Source organism: Neptuniibacter sp. QD57_21, from assembly GCF_047778075.1.
GTDB lineage: Bacteria > Pseudomonadota > Gammaproteobacteria > Pseudomonadales > Balneatricaceae > Neptuniibacter.
In genome coordinates this window covers 637,745-661,711 of the sequence record NZ_CP180549.1, presented here as the reverse complement: position 1 = coordinate 661,711, position 23,967 = coordinate 637,745, and the positions used below count along the sequence as shown (strand labels likewise).

Here is a 23,967-nt window from a genome sequence, read left to right as displayed (position 1 = left end):
TATCTACTGATTATTTAAAATAGAAACACTGTAATTCAATTAAGACACCTCATAGACATCTACATTTCATAAGATACTCAATCGACTGTATAACAGAGAAACTGTTAGCGTTCTTCTACAGAATTAGACCTACCAACAAAAACAACATTGATAATTTCATCTTAAAAGCATTTCAGGCTTAATCACAGCTATATAAATCTCGCGTGTAAACCTTTTCAATTACACTCTCCAAAGCATCAGAATGACGATTAGCAATAATGACATCGCTTTCAGATTTAAAGCATTCTAGATCTTGTATAACCCTAGAATTCATAAATTCTTTGTCGTTCAAAGCGGGTTCGTAAATAACAACCTCAATACCCATTGCTTTAATACGTTTCATCACTCCCAGAACCGCGGAGTCTCGGAAATTATCTGACCCGGTTTTCATTACCAAACGGAAAACACCAACTACTTTTGGACGTTTAGCAATAATAGAATCAGAAATAAAATCTTTACGGGTAGCATTAGCAGCAACGATCGCGCTGATAATATTACTTGGTACATTTTGGTAATTAGCTAACAATTGTTTAGTATCTTTTGGTAAACAGTAGCCGCCGTATCCAAAACTCGGATTGTTATAATGATCACCAATACGTGGATCAAGACAAACACCATCAATTACCTGCCTCGAATCTAGATCATGAGTCTCTGCATAAGTATCAAGCTCGTTAAAATAAGCTACTCGCATAGCTAAATAAGTATTAGAAAATAACTTGATAGCCTCTGCTTCTGTACTACCCGTATACAGAATTTCACAATCCTTCTTAACTGCTCCTTGCACAAGTAAATTAGCAAAGATTTTAGCACGCTCACTATCTTCACCTATAATCACACGCGATGGAAAAAGGTTATCATATAGAGCACGTCCCTCACGTAAAAACTCAGGCGAAAAGATGAGGTTTGAGGTCCCGAAACGTTCTCGTGCTTCGCAAGTATAGCCGACAGGTACCGTTGATTTAATCACCATCAAAGCATCAGCGTTGATCAACATTACATCCTGAATAACCGCCTCTACACTACTTGTATCAAAGTAGTTAGTCACAGGATCATAACTGGTTGGTGTAGATATGATAATGATATCCGCATATCTATAAGCCAACTCTTTATTAGTTGTAGCAACAAGATTCAAGGAACGTTCAGACAGATACTCTTGAATTTCCTTGTCCTCAATCGGTGAACACTTAGCATTAACCATATCCACCTTTTCTTGAACAATATCTACAGCTACAACCTCATTATTCTGAGCTAACAATATCGCGTTCGAAAGACCAACATAACCCGTACCAGCTACTGCTATTTTCATCCATTACAACCCATACAAAGCTTATAACCTTAGTAAATTCAAAGACTATTCATCCTCATATTCTACCACTTAATTTATTCTACGATTACCCCTTCGTTCTGAACCATTTTTCCCACAGCCCACTTTTGGTTGCAATAGTCGACCAAGGGGCTGTTTACAATCAATTCTCAAGTACAACGCTTCGAAATAAAGGCTTAAGACTGACTTCCCAATTATTTAATTACAGAATATCGAGTGTCGAAAAACTGGTACGAATCTGGGAGGCAGGTCAACGAGATAGTTAACCCATAGATACAAATCCATCATAACCAATACCAAAATGGTCATGAAGCAAACAACTACCAGTTCAATAGGAATTCAGATATATAGTTACGAAGGTAATTAAGTAAACTACTGATAAGCTTATTACGCTAGTCAAATTTAAAGAGGAATTTTAACATGCCCAGAGCTGTTCTTTTCAGTTAAAACTAAACCGAATCAACCAGTTAAAACGAGAGATTAGTTCTCATCATTTAGAATGTGCTAAATACTTTGAACGAAGCTAGCATCACTGTTCGACTAGCACCCCGTATCACAACAACTGACAGTATTTTTTGAAACTCCGATCACATAAAATCTTCTAAAAACTTAGTCTAATCTACTATGTGTTTGTCTGAGGTCAGCTTCCAAAACTCGATCCATTGAAAACAATCAGTTATCTTTAGCAATAAGAAGATCGCCATTCACACAAAAACCTAGTCTGTATTAATGAATACGACCACATAACATACAACAAATGAAACTAATCACAGCAGAAATCGCTTGGAAAAATGACTCGCCATTTTCTTTAACGCATCAGGATATTTACTTTAATCCTGATCAAGGCTTAAAAGAAAGCAATTATGTTTTCTTCCAAAGCAATGAATTAGATAAAAAAAACAGTCCCAACATACTCACAACCATTGGAGAAACCGGCTTCGGTACAGGCCTCAACTTTTTGACCACAACACACAACTGGCTGAGAATAAACCCTAACAAAAAACTAGTTTTTATTTCGTCTGAAAATCACCCGTTGACAAAAAGGGATTTGGCTCAAGCGCTTTCGCTATCTGCACCTAACCTCACTTTAACTAAGGAACTAATTGCTCAATACCCTGCCAACAATCCAGGTTACCACACATTAAACTTTTGCAATGATAGAATAAAATTACTTTTGATGTTCGGCGATGCCGCCGAATCATACTCTCGTTTAAACGCAAAAGTAGATGCTTGGTACCTTGATGGTTTTGCCCCTTCTAAAAACCCTGACATGTGGTCACCAGAGCTATTCCGTGAGATAGCCCGTTTAAGCAAACTAGGCACTACCTTTTCTACATTCACAGCTGCAGGTATTGTGAAACGTGGCTTAAGGGATGTTGGGTTTGATGTTCGAAAACAGAAAGGATTTGGCCGTAAGCGCGAAATGTTAGTCGGCACCTTTGTTGAGAACACAACTCCTACGCCGATTGAAAAACCTTGGTTTGAATTGCCAGCATCTAAAAAGCCTAAAGAGGTCACGATTATTGGTGGCGGCCTGTCAGGTTGCTCGACTGCGCGAGCCTTAGCCGAACGAGGCGTTAAAGTTACGCTGATCGAACAAGAAAATCAGTTAGCTACTGGCGGATCTGGTAATCCTCAGGGCGCTTTATACGCCAAGCTTCCAGTCAAGCAAACTACCCAGGGTGAGTTACACCTAAGCGGTTTTCTGTACAGTGTTAACATGCTTAAGCGCTTAGACCCAGAAGAATCCTTTTGGTCTCAATGTGGAGTTATGCAGCTTGCAACGAGCGACAAAGAACTCTCTCGTCAAAACAACCTGATCGAACAAGAAACTTATCCACAACAGCTTGTTTCTCTTAAAAATGCTACGGAATTATCCGAGATCGCAGGCACAACCGTTAATTTTGATGGCTTATTTTTCCCTTCTGCTGGTTGGGTTTCGCCACGAGCATTGTGCGATCATTTTGTCGATCACCCAAATATCTCAGTAGTACAACAGCAAGTAGAAGAATTATCTTTTGCAGAAGGTCATTGGCAGTTAGCAACACAGAGCGGAGAGATCTTATCGTCTAGCCATGTTGTTATCTGTAATGCTGAGATGGCGAACCAGTTTAACCAAACAGATCATCTTCCTCTTAAAACCATCCGAGGCCAGGTATCCATTACTCAAGCTAAACCAGCAAACAACCAGTTAAACAGTGTGGTTTGTGGCGATGGTTATATCTCGCCAGCTCAGAACCAACAGTATTGCTTTGGCGCGACTTATGATCTTCAAGGTAAAGAGCGCAATGTTACACAAGATGACCATGAATCCAATCTAGAAAAGTTAGGTAAGGTTCTACCCGACATACATGCAGATTTAGCTTCAGAATTTAATGACCTGCAAGGACGAACAGCATTCCGCTGCAGCACGCCAGATTACATGCCCATTGTTGGTCCTGCACCAGTGCAAGATCAATTTATTGAAACCTTCGCACAACTAAGAAAAGATCGAAAATGGCACTTTGAGAATGCAAAAGCAGAGCATCACCCTAATCTCTACGTCAATACAGGTCATGGTTCTAAAGGGTTAATTACCTGCCCTATTTCAGCAGAACTATTAGTCTCGATGATATGCGATGAGCCCCTTCCTCTACCCAAAGATGTCATTGATGCCATTAACCCAGCCCGCTTTATCATTAAGAAGTTGATCAAACAGACGATATAATAGGTTATAGCTGGAGTTGCATAACATGCAGCTTCAGTTTTATATTTGATTTATCCCTGTTTGGCTGGAGTAACTATGGCACTTTACGTATACGATCAAGGTTATCGAATACAAACACCTAAAGAGTCTCTCTTTAGGGAGAAAGGTGTTGATTCTCTAAAACACAGCCGCCACAGCCACCGTAGCGCAGATATGGAAGATCGTCTCCATGCCGATGGTGAAAAATTTGTTATCCCGGGGCCTCAAAAAGGCCCAGAAAATAATGACAACGCTAGCCGTGCTTATGCCTCTAATACCGCCGATAGCCATGCAGAACCTGACAGCCCGCAGTTGACGGTCTCTAGAATTATGGTTTCGCCGGTACATAGTGTGACACCAAGCACCCCTATCAGCAGCACTTGGAAACGAATGGATTCTCTGGAAATCAATCACTTGGTGGTGATGGAAGAGGATCAACGTCCATTAGGGCTTATTCACAAAACAGATCTTATTGCTGCAGGAACAGATTCTATCTCTCCTGTCCGATCTTTATGCACTAAAAAGCTAACGGCAGCGACACCTGAAACTATGGTTCAAGATGTCGCAATGAATTTTATAGAGAATGACATCAATGCAGTTCCAGTGGTTGATGATCAAGACCAGGTTGTTGGCATCGTCTGTAGAACAGACCTTTTGCGCTTACTGGTCAGTGGCCCTCATTTGGAGAGATGGGTTTAGGGCGTTGTGGTGGATGCGATGATAGCTCCTTAGGCTCCTCTTTATTACCGCCGAACAACCCAGCAATAAATCTAAATACCTTTTTCACACCACGCCAGATCTTTGGAAGCAGCCATACCAACAGCAATATAAAGATTACCAAGCCAGCTAAGAACCAAATAGGGTGGTTAAGTGCAGCCCACAGGCCACCTAACACCAGCAGGTCTTCACTAATTGAAGCGGTCCAATTGGTCACAGGCTCTGGTGAAGTATTAATTAGTACGCGCCCACCCGCTTTCGCCGCATGACTTCCTGCTGCTAATGTGCCACCAGCCAAAGCTGCAGCCAGCTCTACTGCTGGCGTTACGTCGCCTACTGCACTGGCAGCTAAAGCTGCGCCTGCGGGGATTCGAATAAAGGTGTGTAATGTATCCCAGCCAGTGTCGACACCAGGTACTTTATCGGCAAAAAACTCGACAAAATACATAGCCCCAGCAGCCATCAATACTAGCGGATCACTGACAATCTGTAACTCTTCTGGTAAGGCTATATGCCCCATATTATTGAGCATGCCTAACATTAGGACAGTAGCGTATAAGTTAATACCACTTGCCCAACCAACCCCCATCGTCAGTGCTACTAAACTGACAATTTGTTCTAACTGATCCATATAAGTACCTCGCTGATTATCCAAGGCCTTACAGATCGAATAGAAAGGCCCAGCGCTACAATGTGTCTTTAGATACTATATTACAAAGGCCTGTACTCTCGCTGAACAAGATAACGACCTGCCCTGATTGCAAGAGAGATTTTACTTGGGCGACTTTATCGGAGAGAGAGAACTCATATTCACCATAGTCAGTACCATCACGGCTGACAAATTCTTCGATCAATGCAGTGAGTGTACCTGGTTCAAGTTCTTGATAGGGGATGATCATAAAGGTGGGACTACCAGATCTTCAACTTACTAAACCAGCTTTCTCCCTGCCAACGGTCTTTACATCCGTGCAGTTCACGCTGCCAACGATCATATCTTTGCTGAATACCACGCGCTTGCTTAGTAAGTTCTGGATACTTAGTTGAATCAAAACGGTGATAACCACCATGACCTAACCGAAGTGCTAAGTAGTGACCTGCCGCATTATCCCAAGCAAGACCATTACGGCTCACGCTCTGCTGTGTAAACCAACCAACAAAATGAACAGCATCTTCTACCTCTGTAGGCTCAGCATCCCAACGCTCACTACGGATACGAAATTCATCCCAATCTGCAGCACGAGGTCGAACGTGTTTTTTATCTAACTCAGTTAAAGGCAGTTCAAGCATAGCTAGAGTTAAAGCCAGAGGAGTACCGTATTTTTGCTGAACATTAACAGCCGGCTCAATCCAATCATCAGTGTCATCTAACTCATCACAGATCATCAGAGCTGGCTTAGTGGTAGCCCCACCAAAGCAACCAGAAAGAAGCAATGAAATGATAAGCACACCATAAGCTTTATGATTGAACCGAATTAGCATTACAGATTCACTCCATGCTCAGCTAGAAAGTTAACAAACTCATCTTCATCCATCGTAGCGATGTTTAACTCGTTTGCCTTTTTAAGTTTTGAGCCAGCACCCGGCCCAGCCACTACACAATCAGTTTTTGCAGAGACACTGCCAGCCACTTTGGCGCCTAAAGCCAACAAGTGATTTTTCGCATCACTACGCCCCATACGCTCCAACTTACCCGTCAGAACCCATGTTTTACCCTGCAAGACTAACTCATCTTCAGACGGTTTTTCTATCGCTTCCCAAGAAATACCAGCCTCATTAATCAAGGCATCGATAACTTCGCGGTTATGTTCCTGCGCAAAAAACTGAGTAATATGCTTCGCTACAATCGGCCCTACATCAGGCACATCGACAAGCTCTTCTTCAGATGCTGACATCAGAGCATCTAGCTTGCCAAAATGATGCGCTAACGCTCGAGCAGTTGCCTCACCTACTTCACGAATACCCAAAGCGTATAGGAAACGCGGAAATTGTGTATTACGGCTGTTGTTAATCGCATTAATCAAATTCTCGGCAGACTTAGGCCCCATTCGCTCAAGCTTAGCGATCTCCGCTCGATCCAAGGTAAACAATCCCGCTGGATTATGTAACATATCCAGATCGACAAGCATTTCGATTAACTTATCACCCAGACCATCGATATCCATCGCCTTGCGGGATACAAAGTGCTTTAGCGCCTCTTTTCGTTGTGCCGCACAATACAAACCACCCGTACAACGAACAACTGCCTCCCCCTCTTGCCGCTCTACAGCCGAATCGCATACGGGACAAGATTTAGGAAACTCTACCGCTTCTGCTTCGGGTAACCTTCTATCATGTAACACTCGAACAACTTGCGGGATCACATCGCCAGCACGACGAATGATCACCGTATCACCTGCCCGCACATCAAGACGTTCAATCTCATCCATATTGTGTAAAGTGGCGTTAGAAACGGTCACACCACCCACGAAAACAGGCTCTAGACGAGCCACAGGAGTAACCGCACCTGTACGACCAACTTGGAATTCAATCGCACGAATTGTTGTCATCTCTTCTTGAGCAGGGAATTTATGCGCTATTGCCCAGCGCGGCGCTCGTGATACAAAGCCCAACTGTTTTTGCTGCTCAAGGTTATTCACCTTAAAAACGACACCATCGATCTCGTAAGGAAGCAAATCACGCAGCTCAGAGACTTTTTGATAGTACGTCATACAACCATCAACACCATCGACAACATCTAACAATGGATTGAGTTTAAAGCCCCACTCTTTTAGCTGGGTCAGTATGGCGGCATGCTCAGAAGCCAACTCACCGCCAGAAACGATACCAACACTATAACTACACATCTCTAGAGGTCGAGATGCGGTAATCTTGGGGTCCAACTGACGTAGACTCCCTGCTGCAGCATTACGTGGATTTACAAATGGTTTTTGTCCCGTTGCAGCTGCACGTTTATTTAGCAGTTCGAAGCCCGCTTTCGGCATGTAGATTTCACCACGGACTTCTAACCGCTCTGGGTAACCACTGCCTGTTAGCTTTAAAGGAATCGTAGGAATAGTACGTACATTCAGGGTGATATCTTCACCGGTGGTACCATCACCGCGCGTTGCGCCACGGACAAGCAAACCATTTTCATAAAGTAAACTTACGGCAATACCGTCTAATTTTGGCTCACAAGCATATTGTATAGATCCACCACCTTGCTGATCTAAACGCTCTAGCACTCTACGATTGAACTCTTGCATATCCTCTTCATTGAAGGCGTTATCCAAAGAGAGCATCGGCAGTTCATGTGCAATTTGGCTAAAGGCCGATAGAGGCTGCCCACCAACCCTTTGAGTCGGTGAATCAGATGTTATTAGCTCAGGGTTTTCTCTCTCTAACTTTTTCAACTCATGGAAAAGTCGATCATACTCAGCGTCCGGAACCTCTGGATCGTCCAAAACATAGTAACGATAGTTATGTTGGTTTAGCTGCTCACGCAGAGATTCGATCTGTTCTTGTATAGACACGGTAAGACTCAATAAGGGGTATAGAGAGAAGAAAGCGCGGCTTAACGGCCACGCTTTTTAAGAGTTTTCATTTCAAAATCGCGAACACGCTGCCGGTAGTGTTCCATCGTCTGGCTTCGTAGTACCGATCGGTTTTCATCCAGCATCTCGCCACCAAGATGCTTCGCTACAGTTTCTGCAGTAGCCAACATACACTCAAAGGCATCCATGACATCTTGCGGTTCTTCCATAGACATAAAGAACATCACCGCTTTTGTCGTAAGTGATTCAGGGTTCCCTTGAACGAAGGTACCTGGTGGAAGTGCATTTGCCATGCTGAACTGTACAGGGCTAATACCCGAAGCTTTTTCGAAACGGTGATAGATATCCATTTCGCCAAAGTTCATACCGCAAGCATCAACTATTTTCTGCAATACAGGACCGTTAAACTGCGGCTGCTCTTTGGCAATTACAGAGATCACCAGAACATTCTCAGGATCAGGATCTTTCTCTAGAGGCTTCCGCTGCACACCTGCAGGCGCTACAACTGGCTCTGGCTCTGGCTCTGGCTCTGGCTCTGGCTCTGGCTCTGGCTCTGGCTGAACATCGGAAATAACTTCAACTTGCTCAACCATAGCATCTGGTTCTGGCGAAGATTCTACTTCTTCACGCAGATACTCAGGCTCCATTGTTTTTTCATAACTGGCATCTTTAGTTTCAGCCTCTTCAACTTGAACCTCTTGAGCCTCAGCTGTTGGGGCTTTTGAAATAGTCTCTGCAACTGAAAGCTCGGAGCAATCATTATCTAACGCCGAACCTAGGGTTAGGTTGGCATATGGATCCTCTTCGGCATGACCAAAATCGAAGCCTGTTTGTGGATCATCTTCAACGACTGAGGGAGTGCTGTTCTCAACACCTTTAAGGTCCAACTGAGGGAAAGCTTCAGGTTCCTGTTCGCTTTCATGGATATGCTCTTTTTCATCAAGCTCATCCATAAGAAGAGTAACAGGCTTTTCGAAGTCAATCTCTTGAACAGACTCAGCTACTGCTGCAATTACTGGCTCTGGCTCTGGCTCTGGCTCTGGCTCTGGCTCTGGCTCTGCAAGATTTTCAACAGGCTGTTCTATTTCAATACGCGGTTCTGGTTTCAGCTCTTCGTCAATAACTTCTGTTAACTCAAGTTCAGTGTCAGACTCTTCCTGAAGCATTTGGTACTCATTAATTTGAGTGTTCGTTGCTTCAACATAATGATTCTGTTCAGTATCAACACTTTGAATTTCTGAAACTTCATCAGAAAACTCAGCATAGGACTGAGACTCTTGCTCTGCTTCCTGAACAATCTCAATTTCAGATTCTGGCTGCACAGTCTCTTCGACTGCTTCAGGTTCTAACTCGACTATCGATCGCTCTTGAAGAACTTCATCTTCATGATATGGAGCAGTTGCGTCTTTGATTTCAACAGTATTTTGCTCAAAACCGTCATCCGCTGTAACCACAGGAACTTCTTCATCAGTAACTTCCTGGTAAGACTGAAGTTCTGGTTCTGGTTCTGGTTCTGGTTCTGGTTCTGGTTCTAGTTCTGGTTCTGGTTCTGGTTCTGGTTCTGGTTCTGGTTCTGGTTCTGGTTCTGGAATAGTTTGTTCTACTACGCGAGCAGGACCCAACACCCCTTCATCCATAGCATAATCGAAGACTTCAGGTTTTGTTTCTTCCGCTTCTTTTGGAAGTGGTTCATCCATTACAGGGATGTCGTCAACAGTTAACGTCGGCTCAACTGTAACCTTACGTGCACTACCAACAATACCGTCATCAATATCTAGATTATCATCCCAAGCCGGGGCTATAGGCTCTTCTTTTTTAACAGTTTTTTCTTCTGCTAGCGGCTGCATTTCTTGTGCATCCATTCCACTTGTTACAGAAGAGTTTTGAGTCTCAACAGAGGGAGAATCACCGTCTAAATTTGGACGGTAATTAGAGAAAAGTGGGTCATCATCTAACGCGACCTTGCGGGCACCACCTGACGGTAACTCTGGATTAAATGAGTCATCTCCCTCTGGAAGATCAACAAAGTTTTTGTCGATGTTCATCTTTAGGCGATTACGCCCAATTTGCATACGACGCCAACCATCCAAAACAATCAGTAGGATTAAAACAACCCCACCGATTATTAACCATTCACGCAGAGTGATTTCCATGTGCTTAGTCGCGACCTTATCTTAAAAAAAACGGTAATAAGTACCCACTATAAAAGAGCCAGATTTATTCGACAACTCTATCGATCGTAAGAATCATTGGTAAAGTTGTTCCGCGTACCTGAACAGGGGAGATCAAGCCATATAGATCACCTGGCTGCTCTTTGGGCTCACCCGTTTTTGAGACTCTCGCAGATACTTCAACTGTCGAAACCGTAGATAAACCTGACTGAGGATTCATCGCTTTAGAATCATCAAGAACGACATCAATCGGTAGGTCAGAAACTTGAAGTTTAACAGCTGCTAACGGGATACGACCGCCTACTTCGCGTGCAAACACAAACACAGTGGCATCAGCAGCAACTTGCTGTTTCAGCTGGTCATCAATATTCACTTTCAAGCTAATTGATGCTGGCATCAACTCAGGAATTTCTGGTACATCAACACCTTCAGCGATCAAGGCATCACGAGCATTACGTACACCTGAGCGAAGAGATTCTGCAGTCTTACCGTCAGAGTTACGAAGCGCTTTCAGCCAATAATCCAGCGCACCTTGATAATCTTTATGCTCATAGCGATCAATACCCAGCAAACCTAAAACGGTAATTTCTAGAGGCTTAATCGCTAGCGTCTTATCAATAACCGTTTTGATCTCTGGGCTCATTTTACTTTCATTAGCAAAAAATAGAGCCTGCGCGTACTGACCTAGGACATCCGCATACTGAGGTGAATCTTCAGGTAATAAAGATACAACCTTTTCAAAACCAGCAGCGCCCTCTTGAAAGCGCCCTTGATTCATATAGGTCGTTGATAGTAAGTACCAACCCTCAGGGTTTTCTGGATTCAACTTAAGCTCTTTTTCAAGCTGTGCAACAGCCTCTTCCAATGTTGGCTGTTTACCATTGAATGGATCTTTTGGCTGCTGCATTGATAGCTCAAGATCAGCTGAACGTCCGTAAACGGAGTACAAACCAATTGCTGCAACAGGAATCATTAACGCCAACAATGTTACAGTCACCAGTGTTTGCGAAGTTAACGCTATTTTGTTCTTAGACTGTTTTTGCTCGTTTACATCTGAAAGCAGATTTCGCTCAAGCTCAGTTTTCAACGTCGCAAAATCCGTATCATCTAGGTTGCCTGCAGCTTTCTCTTCTTCTAATTCGGATAAGCGCTCCTGAAAGATCTCGATATTTTGTTGTTCGCGATCTTCAGAAACCTCATTTTGAATTAGGCGTCTAGCACGTACAAAGGGTAAAAATACAAAAGCAATAGCCAGTACCGTTAACAGCGCTATGCCTACCCATAGTTCAATCATTTATCTTTACCCTTATCTAAAATATCTTTCAGGCGCTGGGCTTCATCACCGCTAAGGGATGAATCTAAATCTTGCCCTTTGTCGTCCACTTTCTTCTTGCGCTTTCGAGAAAGAAAAACCATCACGATAATACCGATAACAGCCAACACAAACGGGCCATACCACAATACATAGGTCGCTTTATTAACCGGCGGGCGATATAAAACAAAATCACCGTACCTTGCCACCATAAAACCGACAATTTCGTCGTTATCGTTGCCTTCTTGCAACATCTTGTAGACTTCGTTACGCAAATCAGAAGCGATAGGCGAGTTAGAATCCTGCAAGTTTTGGTTTTGGCATTTTGGACAACGTAGCTCGAAGGTTAATTGACGAAAGCGTTCGCGCGTTTCTTCATCCTTAAATTCATAAGTATCAATAGCTGCCCATAGCGACATAGGCAGAGAAAATAGCAATAACGCTAGGATTTTTCTCATTGTGCAGCGACCTTCTCAGAACTGTTGATCTGATCAATTATCCCTTTCAGCTTGGTCCAAACTTGCTGATCGACAACACCCACATGCTTATACCGAATCACACCTTGTGCATCGATCACGTATGTTTCAGGCGCGCCATAAACACCCAAATCTAGGCCTAAACTTCCTTTATCGTCAAAGACGTTAGTTGCGTAGGGGTCTAGGTATTTATTCAACCAAATTTTTGCTTTTTGACGATCATCTTTATAGTTAATACCGATAACCTTATAGCCTTCGGCCTTAATACTATTCAGCTGTGCATGCTCTTCTTTACAGGACGGACACCAAGTTGCCCAAACGTTAACCAACGCAGCTTCACCTTTAAGGTCTTCAGCGTTAAGCATTTTTCCTTCGTCATACAAAGACGGTAACTCAAACTGAGGAAAAGGCTTATTCAACAGCGCTGAGGGTAATTCCGTAGGATCCAGTTGCAGACCACGCCAAAGAAAAACGCCAATTCCTAAGAAAATCGCTAATGGAATAAACAAAACAAAACGACGCATGAATGATTACCCTTAATACTTAAGCGTTTGCTACAGCACGCTTATTTTGTTTTCTATAACGCTTGTCCATCGCAGCCAACAAACCACCAACGGTCATTAGCAAACCGCCCAACCATAACCAACGTACAAATGGTTTATGCTGAACACGAACCGCCCATGCGCCGCCTTCAAGAGGTTCACCCAACGCAACATATAGATCTCGTGTTAGACCTGGGTCAATTGCGGCTTCAGTCATAACTGTGCCACTGGCGTTGTACATACGTTTTTCTGGGAAAAGCTCACCATAAGCTTCACCATCTTTCAGTACACGTAAACGCGCTTTATCAGAAACATAGTTAGGGCCTACAACATCTCGAGTGCCGTCAAAAATAAACTCGTACTGTTTAAAGCTAAGTTTGTCACCTGGCACCATTCTAAGATCGCGCTCTTCGTTATAGATAGAAACGAGCGTCATACCAACAATCGTTACCGCAACACCGATATGGGCTAATACCATCGCGTAATAGCTACGAGACAACGTAGTTAGTGCCTTAAAAGGAGCCTTACGGTGAGAAACTTTGTTCCAAATATCTTTAATCGATACGAACGTAATCCAGAATACAAGCGCCATGCCCAGGAATACGTACCAATCAAAGCCATCGCCATACAGCATAGGGAACACAGCAGCACAGACAATGCTCAATACAAATGGAATGACTAATTGAGCGGTAAGATATGTACTCTTAGTACTCCTCCAACGAGAAAGAATACCAAAGCCCATAAAGCCAACCATTACAGCCATTAGAGGTATAAAGAGTGCGTTAAAGTACGGAGGACCTACCGAAATTTTACCCATACCTAAGGCATCAATAAGCAGCGGATACAATGTTCCTAATAGGACCATCATCGCTACTACCACTAATAGAATATTGTTACCTAACAAGAAGGTCTCGCGGGAAACCAATTCAAAACTTGATTCACTTTTTACATGCGCGGCTTTCAATGCGTAGATCAACAAAGAGCCACCAATAGTGATCGCCAATAGCGCAAGTAGGAAGTAGCCTCGCTCCGGGTCTGTCGCAAAGGCATGTACTGAAGTAAGTACGCCAGAACGAACCAAAAAGGCACCTAATAAGCTCAAAGAGAAGGTAAAGATCGCTAGCAATACGGTCCAGCTTTTAAACACACCACGCTTTTCAGTAACGGCTAAACTGTGAACCAGTGCAGTACCTACCAACCATGGCATAAATGAAGCGTTTTCTACTGGATCCCAGAACCACCAGCCACCCCAGCCTAATTCGTAATATGCCCACCAGCTTCCTAATGCGATACCTAGGGTTAGGAATGCCCACGCAACAATTGTCCAAGGACGAGACCAACGCGCCCAAGCCGCATCTAAACGACCGCTTAGCAAAGCAGCAATAGCAAAGGCAAACGCAACAGAGAAACCAACATAGCCCATGTACAGCATTGGCGGGTGCAGAATCAGACCGATATCTTGCAGCAATGGGTTAAGGTCGCCACCCTCTTGTGGGAAACGAGGCAAATGACGTTCAAATGGACTCGATGTCATCAGTGTAAACAGGATAAAACCAACACTGATAATACCCATGACACCTAGTACACGAGCGACAATATCTTGCGGTAAGTTGTCACTTTTAATCGCTACAGCCCAAGTCCAACCACCTAGGATCACAACCCAAAGCAGCAATGAACCTTCATGCCCGCCCCAGATAGCACTGATTTTGTAATAGATAGGTAGCGCTGTATTTGAGTTTGTTGCGACATAAGCAACAGAGAAGTCATCTACAACAAAGGCGTAGCCAAGACATACAAGGCTGACCATCAAGAAGGCAAACATGCCTGTCGCTAAAGGACGAGCAAAGCCCATCCATAAAGCATTCTTACTATAAGTACCTGCTAACGGAACAACCGCTAATAACGCAGCCAAACATAAAGATAAAATTAGTGCGTACTGACCTAACTCAGGGATCATTTGTTAAACACCTCACCCTCTGGTTTAGGCATATGACCACTCTTTTCTAGTGCTTCAGCAACTTCTGGTGGCATATAGTTTTCATCATGTTTAGCTAACACTTCAGTTGCCTCAAGTTCATTAGAGCTATTTAATTTACCTTGGGAAACGATACCCTGACCTTCACGGAATAGGTCAGGCAAGATACCTTCATAATGAACCGTCATTACGCTTTCGTAATCTGTAAGTTGGAATGTTACTTTCAGACTTTGAGGATCACGCTTAACACTGCCCTCTACAACCATGCCACCCGCTCTAATTCGCGTATCCTTAGGCGCTTCACCCTTAGCAATCTCAGTTGGAGAGTAAAAAAGGTTAATATTTTGGCTAAGAGCAAACATAGTTAGACCAACAGCCGCTCCTACACCAAAAACAATAAATAAAACGATAATTAAACGTTGTTTGCGTTTAGGGTTCATGAAGATTTTTTCTCCCTGCGCAGGCGACGTGCAAGATTAGAGATAACCTTCTTCTTTTGCAGTGCCGGATTCACAATATTAATAACAATAACGAATAGAGCGATGGCATAACTCAACCAGACATATAAACCATGTCCGCCCATCGCGATAAAATCTGAAAAACTTTCAAAACTCACTGGATTAGCCTCTCTGTTTTTCTATCAATTCCCGCACCCAACTGGAGCGACGTTCTCGATATAAAATTTCATTTCGAGTACGCATCATCAAAGAGACCGCGAAAAAACAATAAAACCCTATGACCATGACGAGCAGTGGCACCCACATTTCCGCGGGCATCGCCGGTTTTTCAGTCAAGGTAAATGTTGCTGGCTGATGTAGAGTATTCCACCAGTCAACTGAATATTTGATGATCGGGATATTCACTAAACCAACCAAAGATAAAACTGCAGAAGCTTGAGCCGCCGTTGCTTCACTCTCTATTGCTGAGTTCAAAGCAATAACGCCCAAGTAAAGGAATAGAAGGATTAGCATAGACGTTAAGCGCGCATCCCAAACCCACCAAGAACCCCAAGTAGGTTTACCCCAAATTGCACCTGTAGCTAGAGCTAAGATCGCAATGGAAGCACCAATAGGCGCACAAGACTTAGCGACCATATCGGCCACTTTCATTTTCCAGATAAGTCCAATTGCACCTGCGATTGCCATCATCATGTAGCAGGATTGAGCCAAGATAGCGGAAGGAACATGGATATAGATAATTCTAAAGCTGTTACCCTGCTGGTAATCCTCTGGAGCAAAACCTAGCGCCCAAACAACACCTGCAATAAGTGCAATAGCTGCCGCGATTGCAAATCCTGGCAGCAGCTTACCCATAATTTCATAAGACCAGCGTGGCGATGCCAATTGATAAAACCAACGGGGCATCCACTTCTTCTTTTCGCTCATAACAACCTAAACTTATCCGCTCACGGAAATTCGTAATGCTGCACCAATTGCAAGAGGCGCCATCACAACACCCAAAGCCAAAATAGCGCCTAATAACGCAAAATACCCAGCAAGCGGCAATCCTGTCACTGCCGCCTGAACTGCGCTGGTGCCAAAAATAAGCACAGGGATATACAGCGGCAGCACCAGTAGAGATATCAGCACGCCACCTTTTCTTAATCCCACCGTCAATGCCGCACCGATGGCACCGATTAAACTTAATGTTGGTGTCCCTAACAACAGACTCAACATCAAGCCACTCATTCCTTCTGCTGGTAAAAACAGCATAACCCCGAGTAAGGGCGCTAATAGCGTTAACGGCAAACCGCTCATCATCCAGTGAGCAATCACTTTAGCCAGTACTACCACAAACAGAGGCTGTGGACTTAACAGCGTCTGCTCTAATGTTCCATCTTCGAAATCTGATCGAAATAGGCTATCCATAGACAATAAGGTAGCAAGCAATGCTGCCACCCAAACAACACCGGGAGCCACTTCAGCCAAGAACGTCGGTTCAGGACTCACACCCAGTGGGAATAATGTCGCGACCATTAAAAAGAAAATGAGCGGATTAAACAAATCGCTTTTTTTGCGATAAGCCAACATTAAATCCCGCTTTAATACGGCATAGAATAAACTTGATACAGACGTATCGCCCTGACCTAACTCATCTTTTGTCACTGTCTGGTCCATTAAGTTCCCGCCAATTCATCAAGATTTAATCGACGAACCTGCTCGCCCACACCCAGCTCATGGTGAGTGGTTAAAATCACACAACCACCTTGCTTCGCGTGATCAAGAATAAGTTGTTCTTTTTCTGCGACACCTTTTTTATCAATAGCTGTGAAAGGCTCATCGAGAATCCACAACTTAGCGCTACTTAAATACAAACGCGCAAGGCTCACTCGACGATTCTGTCCTGCAGAAAGCATATGGCAGGGAGAATCTTCAAAACCGGTTAATCCCACTTTATCCAACGCCATAGGGATATCAGCGACATTTATCCCAGGATGCATAGCAGCATACCATTGGAGATTTTCTTCAGGCGTAAGCACAGCCTTCACCCCAGGGTGATGACCAAAATATAGGAGCTCTCGACAGAATTCTTCGCGGACCTCTGAGATAGGCTCACCTTCCCAGTAAATATCGCCTTCATAATGATTAGATAGACCACTGAGGATTCGAAGTAACGTAGTTTTACCGCTACCGTTCTGGCCTTCAATCTGGATAACTTCGCCTTGTGAGACAGAAAAATTTAGATCTTCGAACAAAATACGTTCGTCACGCTCACAAAACAGGTTTTCAACTTGTATTAACGCTGTATCCAAATCAATCCCCAAACCCAATCGAGTCTTCCGACCTATTTCTCAAACTTGGAATCGCTTAAGAAATGTAATTTACGGCAATAAACTATACTTTTTACAATATCTGCCGATTATTAACCGAGGGATTATATACGAATATCTGATTGCACGGCACTGTTGTATTGCTTTCTAAAAGTTGGATTCTTATCCTCATTTAGCAGCATATATTTCTCATAGAATAACGCCCGCACGCTCCTTACTCATTCCCTAGGACTAGAGGTTACTAAACTTGCTACCACAAATACCTGCTATTCCACTGCAAACGACCAGCAGTAATAGCGATTCTGCTCAAAATGTAAATCGACTGTTCCCAGTCGGGCAGAACGTCAGTGCGACCGTTATAGCGGTAAGTAGGGATCAGATCCAACCGGAAGTTTTTAAGCTCAAACTGGAAGTTAACAATCGATTGATCCAGATGGGAGTCTTTCAAGCACTGCCTGTAGGGCAGAAGATCAATGTAAATCGCCAAAGTGATGGCCAAATTCAGATCACGCCGCAGCCTGCACAGACGGGTAATACAGCTAACACCCAGACCAGCAATACGCAAAATCAAACACAACAAGCCCAGCAAAGCGCCAACAATACGGCCGCTAAACCTGATCCTGGCATACAGTTAAAACTTGCCCAATCAGCGGATACTCTAAAACTTCCTGCTGATACGCGTGTTACGGCTGCAGTCATCAGCAGTCGGCCTATCTACCCATCTTCGACACCGAGCGGCCAGCAGGTACAGGCTAACGTAGCGAGTACCACTACAACTCTGCAACAAACGGCAACGGTACCTCAACAGACAGCAGCAAGCCCTCAACAAATAACCGTTTTACAGCAACAAGCCATAACGACTGCTAATCAGCCAAATAATCCCAGCCCGGCAGCCCAACAAGTACCCGCACAAACCACTCAGGCAAGTACTTCTCCAGCAATACAAGCTCAACCGGCAATTACATCTACACCAACAAGTGCTCAGAGCAACACTGCCCAAGCAACAAATACTGCGGGGGCTCTGCCGAACATTACAACGCCAATCAACAACAGCGCGCCGCAAAACCAACCCGCCCCCACAGCTCAAGGGGCAACTACAGTAACTACCTCACAAACCACGAGTCCTTCGATACAACCGCAACAGCAAAACATTGCAGATAAAACTAACCCAGCCACACAACAGGTCCAGCAAAACCCTGCACCTGTTAGGACAGGCCCACCAATACATCACCTTGTAAGCTTGGCGCTACCAGACGGTTCAAAAGTAGAGGTTCAATCGCCTCGACCTATTCCGCAGGGTGCGCAACTGCAATTGGTCTCAAACGGCAATCAAAACGTTCAGGTTCTGCGTATTCAGGAACCACCTCTGACGTTAAATTCTGCGTTAGACAAACCAGCCATACAGGAAATACTGCGTAACACACTACCTGTACAACAACCTACAGCTACAGCTTTTAATCAGTTAGCACAGGCTACTGCAACCGAGGCAAGTCAAACCTCTCAGATAGGCAGTGTTGTTCGCAGCATGCTAAACCTGTTTGGCGTACGCCCGGGCAGTAGCGAAGCGCCCTCTCAGATACGTCAAAACGTTGAATTAGGTGGGTTAAGTACTGAGCGCCAATTAAGCCAAGGACGAAGTGCAAGCCCTTTAGACATGAAAGCCCAGTTGCAACAATTGCAACAACTCAGCGACAAACTTCCTGCTGAACAGCGAGAACGTTTTGATCAGATCATTAAAGGCTTACTATCCAGAGTTACCAGCCAACAAATCAACTCTCTTCATCAATGGCGTGAGCTACCAGATGGCGGATTTGAGCGCGTATTACAAATAGACTTACCTATTAAACAAGGTGAAAGCTGGGAGAATTTAGAACTTAGACTTAGCCGAGAAGGCGGTACTAACGCCTCAGGTGAGATGGTATCGGTTTGGCGGGTCCGACTGCACTTCGATCTTGAAGAACATGGCGGCGTTGATGCTGAAATCAGGCTAACAGACGGTCATGAAATCAGTACACTATTCTGGTGTGAACACAAAGACACCGCTGAAAAATTGAGAGAACGCTCTGACGAGTTTGCTGAAAAGCTAAGAATGTGCGGTTTTAATAATTCAGAAATCACTTGGCACGAGGGCCAAGCCCCTCGACAGGATCAGGTGGTTCATAAACAGCTAGTCGATCTGCATACATGAAATTTACCAAACCTGATTTAGATACTCCGCGACAAAAAGCGATCGCCCTAAAATACGATCAAGAGATGGGTAAGGCCCCGCTCATAGTAGCTAAAGGTATGGGGGAAATTGCTGAGCAGATCATTGCGCTCGCAGAAGAAAATAATATCCACATCCACGAAAGCCCCGAACTTGTGGAAGTGTTAATCAGGCTTGAACTCGGTGACGAGATTCCTGAATCACTCTATAGAGCTATTGCTGAAGTTATCGCCTTTGCTTATAGCCTAAAACACGACACATCAGAGATCATAAAAGCGGCAGAGAAAAAGCGCTAACGATCTGAACCTAATGCCTCATGGGGTGCTTGTAACTCTTTATGCAACAGCGCCATCAATTCCGCTTCGGGTCGACCTAACCCACAATTTTTAACCAGATCATCGACATCCGCTCCCATCTCCATCAAACGGGTCGCTTGATTATAAGCCAAAGCAGACGGATCTCGATTTTCCAATTCCAGCTGTTTATCAGCAGTTAGATTCAGCTTCTGCTCCACCTCGATAAGGCGACGTCCCATGCCGATAGAGCCATTAGTCATTGCTTGAATTTCATTGCGTAAAACATTGATCAGCGCCTGATGCTGACGCTCATTTTTCTGTAAGCGCTTGAACAACACATAGCTTGTGCAAGCCGTACCTAACACAATAATAAGTAGAATAATTTCAAACAATGACGGCATTATCTCTCCAAAGCCTCTATCCGTTAGAAGGCCTTATCAAACTGATTCATCAATTCAGGAATATCTAAAATGGCACAACGCTCTTCCATATAAGTACCCCATAGCCACTTACGTGGATTATCACTACCAGCCCAAGATACTTTATCCACAGGAATTCGAACCGATTTTACCAACTCATCACAAGCAAGCGCCCAATGACGACCACGAAGAATAATTAATTCATCGTATTTAGCCATTTCCGGCTGGTAACGCTCGGGAATCAACCACAATGCAGTATCAATAACATTGGTATCTGCACTGCTTCCACCGAAACGACCTAGACACCAGTCATGCGTTGCATCCAATGTGAGAGATACGGAACTTAAATGCACCGCTCCTTCAATGTAATCGAACGGAATCGCCAAATTTAAGCCATGCATTTTTATTAATACACAGTTGATCTCTCGACTTGTTGCCCCTGAACCTGCAGCGGATAATTGCGCCTGGTCTGGAGCTTTCGCCGGTGCTGGCTCTGGCTCGGGCTCTGGCTCTGGCTCTGGCTCTGGCTCTGGCTCTGGCTCTGGCTCTGGCTCTGGCTCTGGCTCTGGCTCTGGCTCTGGCTCTGGCTCTGGCTCTGGCTCTGGCTCTGGCTCTGGCTCTGGCTCTGGCTCTGGCTCTGGCTCTGGCTCTGGCTCTGGCTCTGGCTCTGGCTCTGGCTCTGGCTCTGGCTCTGGCTCTGGCTCTGGCTCTGGCTCTGGCTCTGGCTCTGGCTCTGGCTCTGGCTCTGGCTCTGGCTCTTCAGTATTTTGATCTACAGAATATACAAGCAAAGCATTTTCTTCGCTTTCGATACCTAAACCTTGATGCTCTAGGCTTTCCTCAGCAGCAATTTTTTCTTCAATGGCAGCAATTTCAGTTTCTGTATCAATATCACCAGCATCAGGATCTGACAGCAGCGATTCCAAATAATCGAAAACAAGCTTTTGAACGCCATGAACTTCCACATCATCTTGTTCAAGAGGCTTTTTATCTGATTGACTCATAGGGCCTCCTGTTTTTGACGTTCAAGTAAAGTACGTAATAAACGCGCATAGGAATGAACCCCTCGACTACTAGAGTCCATAACCGAAGGTACAAGCCCTTGGATACTTGCATTCCTAAATTTGGTATCTACAGGGATAACCGCGTTAGATATTTCATTTGGATAATTATGATGCAGCTCTCGTAAGCTACTAACTGAAGCTTGAGTTCTACGATCATAGAAGGTCGGAATAATCGTAAAACTGAGTTTTTTACTACGCGCACGGTTAATCATATTAATTGTTCTAACCATCCGCTCTAGACCTTTTAGGGCTAGAAACTCAGTCTGAACAGGAACCAATAAATGTTCACATGCAGCTAGGGCATTCACCATCAACACACCTAGTACTGGAGGGCTATCAATCAATACATAATCATATTGATCACGAACGTGTGATAGGGCTTTGGCCACCTGCAATCCCATACCTTCGGCACCGACAGCTTTTCGCTCCAAAGTTGCCATTGCAGTTGATGCAGGAATCAGCTCTATACGCTCATGACTGCTTTTCAAAAGCAGACGTGCTACATCATCCCTCTTAACCTGACTACTCCCAGTGAATAGATCATAAACACTGTCTTCTAATTCATCTGGGTCATAACCAAAATAACTGGTCAAAGATCCGTGCGGATCTAAATCAATCAACAAGACACGATAGCCGACTTCAGCCAATAACCCGGCGATTGTCACTACTGTGGTTGTTTTGCCGACGCCACCCTTCTGGTTGGCAACTGACCATACATGCATTTAATTGTCTTCCTGTTCTGGCGACTTCGATTCAGCTTTCCTGAACAAAACATCACCATCTCCGGTTTCTACCTGTTCAATTACGGGTACTGTTTCTTTTTCCGGTGTTGATAACACCGTTGATACAGCATCAGCACTAACTTGCTGACTACCAAATGAAGATACGGTTCTACGGACCTTTTCGTCACGTGATACAACAATCAACACTCGGCGATTTAATTTCTGTCCTTCCGCAGTACGATTGCTATAAGCAGGCTGAAACTCGCCATAACCCACTGCAGCCATACGCTCTGGTTCTACACCAAATTGAGCAAGTAGCCTTACAACAGCGGCGGCCCTAGCAGCTGACAGTTCCCAGTTGGAAGGATAAGCATCTGTCGATATTCTCTGGTTATCGGTAAACCCTTCCACATGAATAGGGTTTGATCGCCCTTTCAACATCATTGCAATCTGTTCCAGCAATTGATCCGCAAGAATATTGGGTAACGCACCACCTGAATCAAATAAATAATTAGACCGCAGCTCGATAGAAAGCCACAGATCATTACCTGTAATTCTTAATTGGCCCTCATCAATCATCTTAGCAAAAGCTACAGCCATCTCCTGCTGTAATGCCTTTAAAATGTCAGTTTCTTCCTGATCCGGCGGGGAAATTGTAACTTCTGGTACATCCACATCAGTTTTGCCGCCGATAAAGATAGCAAAACCGCTTTCACTTTTTCCTTCACCTGGCGCAGGATTAACATCGATTGCTTGATCAACACCAACAAAGACACCTGCTAGCGCCTCTGTTAAATGCTTGTATTTTTCTTCGTTAACCGACGATATCGCATACATAACGACAAAGAATGCAAATAGCAAAGTAATAAAATCCGCATAGGAAATAACCCAACGGTCATTCCGAATGCTATCATCTACTACCTGTCGACGAGGCATAACTATCTCAAATAACCTTGGAGGCGCTGTTGAATCGCCTTAGGGTTTTGCCCCTCTGCAATAAACATCAATCCTTCTAGCACCATCTCTTGAGCCTGATACCTCATAGATATCAAACTTTTAATTTTATTCGCTACCGGAATTAAAAATAAGTTTGCGATACCTATTCCGTAGATAGTCGCCACAAATGCTGTCGCAATACCCGCACCAAGACCTTCAGGGTCAGAAAGGTTACTCATTACGTGAATCAAACCTAATACCGCACCAATAATACCTAGAGTTGGCGCATACCCACCCATACTTTCAATAACTTTGGCGCCTTGAAGGTCTCTTTGTTCTAGCGTAATAAGGTCAACTTCTAAAGTGCTTCTTATAACATCAGAACCTTTACCATCAGCTAATAAGAGAAGACCTGTTTTAACAAAATCATCGTTATGCTTATCAGCTTCGCCTTCTAAAGCTAAAAGTCCTTTACGGCGTGCAATGACGCACCATTGCACAATCTCCTCACTCTTACTTTTAAGGTCCTGCTGATTATTCCCAAAAGCCCAGCCAATCAACTTGATTGCTCGAACAAAATCTTGTTTTGGTGACTGAATGATTGCGGCAGCCAAGGTACCACAAAGAACAATTATCGCAGCAGGCAGGTTTAACAGCTCCTGCGCATGACCACCTTCGAGATAGTTACCACCAAGAACAGCTGCAAAAGCTAGTAATACACCTATTACAGCAGTGAAATCCAT

Annotated in this window: 24 protein-coding genes; 4 read left to right on the top strand and 20 right to left on the bottom strand. The window is 44.1% G+C overall.

Features of this window, described 5'->3' with window-relative positions:
• Nucleotides 1-178: 178 nt before the first annotated feature.
• On the bottom strand, nucleotides 179-1,345 hold the full coding sequence (locus ACMXYS_RS02780; protein WP_415897509.1) for a nucleotide sugar dehydrogenase: 1,167 nt from the start codon (nucleotides 1,343-1,345) through the stop codon (nucleotides 179-181).
• 775 nt (nucleotides 1,346-2,120) lie between these two features.
• Here ACMXYS_RS02780 and mnmC point away from each other — a divergent pair.
• On the top strand, nucleotides 2,121-4,070 hold the full coding sequence (gene mnmC / locus ACMXYS_RS02775) for a bifunctional tRNA (5-methylaminomethyl-2-thiouridine)(34)-methyltransferase MnmD/FAD-dependent 5-carboxymethylaminomethyl-2-thiouridine(34) oxidoreductase MnmC (RefSeq protein ID WP_415897508.1): 1,950 nt from the start codon (nucleotides 2,121-2,123) through the stop codon (nucleotides 4,068-4,070).
• Between the two features lie 75 nt (nucleotides 4,071-4,145).
• Nucleotides 4,146-4,787 carry an HPP family protein gene (locus ACMXYS_RS02770; RefSeq protein ID WP_415883459.1) on the top strand — a complete coding sequence of 214 codons (642 nt, stop codon included), beginning with the start codon at nucleotides 4,146-4,148 and terminating at the stop codon, nucleotides 4,785-4,787.
• Here ACMXYS_RS02770 and ACMXYS_RS02765 read toward each other — a convergent pair.
• From ACMXYS_RS02765 to ccmA, 14 genes are all read right to left on the bottom strand, one after another.
• On the bottom strand, nucleotides 4,756-5,436 hold the full coding sequence (locus tag ACMXYS_RS02765; RefSeq protein ID WP_415883458.1) for a DUF4126 domain-containing protein: 681 nt from the start codon (nucleotides 5,434-5,436) through the stop codon (nucleotides 4,756-4,758). The two genes, ACMXYS_RS02770 and ACMXYS_RS02765, sit on opposite strands and share 32 nt — an antisense overlap.
• Before the next feature lie 55 nt (nucleotides 5,437-5,491).
• A complete protein-coding gene (locus ACMXYS_RS02760) occupies nucleotides 5,492-5,704 on the bottom strand; it encodes a YheU family protein (RefSeq protein WP_415883457.1) in 213 nt (70 codons plus the stop codon).
• A 10-nt stretch (nucleotides 5,705-5,714) separates the two neighbouring features.
• Complete coding sequence (locus tag ACMXYS_RS02755) at nucleotides 5,715-6,284, bottom strand: hypothetical protein (RefSeq protein WP_415883456.1); 570 nt, start codon at nucleotides 6,282-6,284, stop codon at nucleotides 5,715-5,717.
• Nucleotides 6,284-8,314: an NAD-dependent DNA ligase LigA gene (ligA, locus tag ACMXYS_RS02750; protein WP_415897507.1), complete on the bottom strand. Its 2,031-nt coding sequence runs from the start codon at nucleotides 8,312-8,314 to the stop codon at nucleotides 6,284-6,286. Before ligA ends, ACMXYS_RS02755 begins: the two co-directional genes overlap by 1 nt.
• Nucleotides 8,315-8,355: 41 nt before the next feature.
• On the bottom strand, nucleotides 8,356-10,488 hold the full coding sequence (zipA, locus tag ACMXYS_RS02745) for a cell division protein ZipA (RefSeq protein WP_415897506.1): 2,133 nt from the start codon (nucleotides 10,486-10,488) through the stop codon (nucleotides 8,356-8,358).
• 64 nt (nucleotides 10,489-10,552) lie between these two features.
• A complete protein-coding gene (gene ccmI, locus ACMXYS_RS02740) occupies nucleotides 10,553-11,800 on the bottom strand; it encodes a c-type cytochrome biogenesis protein CcmI (RefSeq protein ID WP_415897505.1) in 1,248 nt (415 codons plus the stop codon).
• A complete protein-coding gene (locus tag ACMXYS_RS02735) occupies nucleotides 11,797-12,276 on the bottom strand; it encodes a cytochrome c-type biogenesis protein CcmH (protein ID WP_415897504.1) in 480 nt (159 codons plus the stop codon). The genes ccmI and ACMXYS_RS02735 overlap by 4 nt, the downstream gene beginning before the upstream one ends.
• The gene (locus ACMXYS_RS02730; RefSeq protein ID WP_415895634.1) at nucleotides 12,273-12,818 is read right to left on the bottom strand and encodes a DsbE family thiol:disulfide interchange protein; all 546 of its coding nucleotides are present in this window, start codon (nucleotides 12,816-12,818) and stop codon (nucleotides 12,273-12,275) included. Before ACMXYS_RS02730 ends, ACMXYS_RS02735 begins: the two co-directional genes overlap by 4 nt.
• A gap of 19 nt (nucleotides 12,819-12,837) precedes the next feature.
• Nucleotides 12,838-14,793, bottom strand: coding sequence for a heme lyase CcmF/NrfE family subunit (locus tag ACMXYS_RS02725; RefSeq protein ID WP_415883450.1), 1,956 nt, complete (start codon nucleotides 14,791-14,793; stop codon nucleotides 12,838-12,840).
• Nucleotides 14,790-15,251, bottom strand: coding sequence for a cytochrome c maturation protein CcmE (gene ccmE / locus ACMXYS_RS02720; RefSeq protein WP_415883449.1), 462 nt, complete (start codon nucleotides 15,249-15,251; stop codon nucleotides 14,790-14,792). The genes ACMXYS_RS02725 and ccmE overlap by 4 nt, the downstream gene beginning before the upstream one ends.
• Entirely contained in the window at nucleotides 15,248-15,427 is a 180-nt protein-coding gene (ccmD, locus tag ACMXYS_RS02715; RefSeq protein ID WP_415897503.1) for a heme exporter protein CcmD, read from the bottom strand. The genes ccmE and ccmD overlap by 4 nt, the downstream gene beginning before the upstream one ends.
• A 4-nt stretch (nucleotides 15,428-15,431) precedes the next feature.
• Nucleotides 15,432-16,196, bottom strand: a complete 765-nt coding sequence (locus tag ACMXYS_RS02710; RefSeq protein WP_415883446.1) for a heme ABC transporter permease — start codon at nucleotides 16,194-16,196, stop codon at nucleotides 15,432-15,434.
• 12 nt (nucleotides 16,197-16,208) lie between these two features.
• The gene (gene ccmB, locus ACMXYS_RS02705) at nucleotides 16,209-16,928 is read right to left on the bottom strand and encodes a heme exporter protein CcmB (protein ID WP_415883445.1); all 720 of its coding nucleotides are present in this window, start codon (nucleotides 16,926-16,928) and stop codon (nucleotides 16,209-16,211) included.
• Nucleotides 16,928-17,563, bottom strand: coding sequence for a cytochrome c biogenesis heme-transporting ATPase CcmA (gene ccmA, locus ACMXYS_RS02700; RefSeq protein WP_415897502.1), 636 nt, complete (start codon nucleotides 17,561-17,563; stop codon nucleotides 16,928-16,930). Before ccmA ends, ccmB begins: the two co-directional genes overlap by 1 nt.
• A 265-nt stretch (nucleotides 17,564-17,828) precedes the next feature.
• On the opposite strand from ccmA, the gene ACMXYS_RS02695 reads away from it, so the two are divergent.
• The gene (locus ACMXYS_RS02695; RefSeq protein WP_415897501.1) at nucleotides 17,829-19,769 is read left to right on the top strand and encodes a flagellar hook-length control protein FliK; all 1,941 of its coding nucleotides are present in this window, start codon (nucleotides 17,829-17,831) and stop codon (nucleotides 19,767-19,769) included.
• Nucleotides 19,766-20,083, top strand: coding sequence for an EscU/YscU/HrcU family type III secretion system export apparatus switch protein (locus ACMXYS_RS02690; RefSeq protein ID WP_415897500.1), 318 nt, complete (start codon nucleotides 19,766-19,768; stop codon nucleotides 20,081-20,083). Before ACMXYS_RS02695 ends, ACMXYS_RS02690 begins: the two co-directional genes overlap by 4 nt.
• Here the strand turns inward: ACMXYS_RS02690 and ACMXYS_RS02685 are convergent.
• Genes ACMXYS_RS02685 through ACMXYS_RS02665 form a run of 5 tightly spaced genes read right to left on the bottom strand, consistent with a single transcriptional unit; the run spans nucleotide 20,080 to nucleotide 23,967 of the window.
• Entirely contained in the window at nucleotides 20,080-20,484 is a 405-nt protein-coding gene (locus ACMXYS_RS02685) for a DUF2802 domain-containing protein (RefSeq protein WP_415883441.1), read from the bottom strand. The genes ACMXYS_RS02690 and ACMXYS_RS02685 overlap by 4 nt on opposite strands.
• Nucleotides 20,485-20,507: 23 nt before the next feature.
• The gene (locus ACMXYS_RS02680) at nucleotides 20,508-21,506 is read right to left on the bottom strand and encodes a chemotaxis protein CheW (protein WP_415897499.1); all 999 of its coding nucleotides are present in this window, start codon (nucleotides 21,504-21,506) and stop codon (nucleotides 20,508-20,510) included.
• Nucleotides 21,503-22,288 (bottom strand): ParA family protein, encoded by a 786-nt coding sequence (locus ACMXYS_RS02675; protein WP_415883439.1) that lies wholly within the window; start codon nucleotides 22,286-22,288, stop codon nucleotides 21,503-21,505. Before ACMXYS_RS02675 ends, ACMXYS_RS02680 begins: the two co-directional genes overlap by 4 nt.
• Nucleotides 22,289-23,224 carry a flagellar motor protein MotB gene (locus tag ACMXYS_RS02670; RefSeq protein ID WP_415897498.1) on the bottom strand — a complete coding sequence of 312 codons (936 nt, stop codon included), beginning with the start codon at nucleotides 23,222-23,224 and terminating at the stop codon, nucleotides 22,289-22,291. It lies immediately after the preceding gene.
• Nucleotides 23,225-23,226: 2 nt separating this feature from the next.
• Nucleotides 23,227-23,967, bottom strand: a complete 741-nt coding sequence (locus ACMXYS_RS02665; protein ID WP_415897497.1) for a flagellar motor protein — start codon at nucleotides 23,965-23,967, stop codon at nucleotides 23,227-23,229.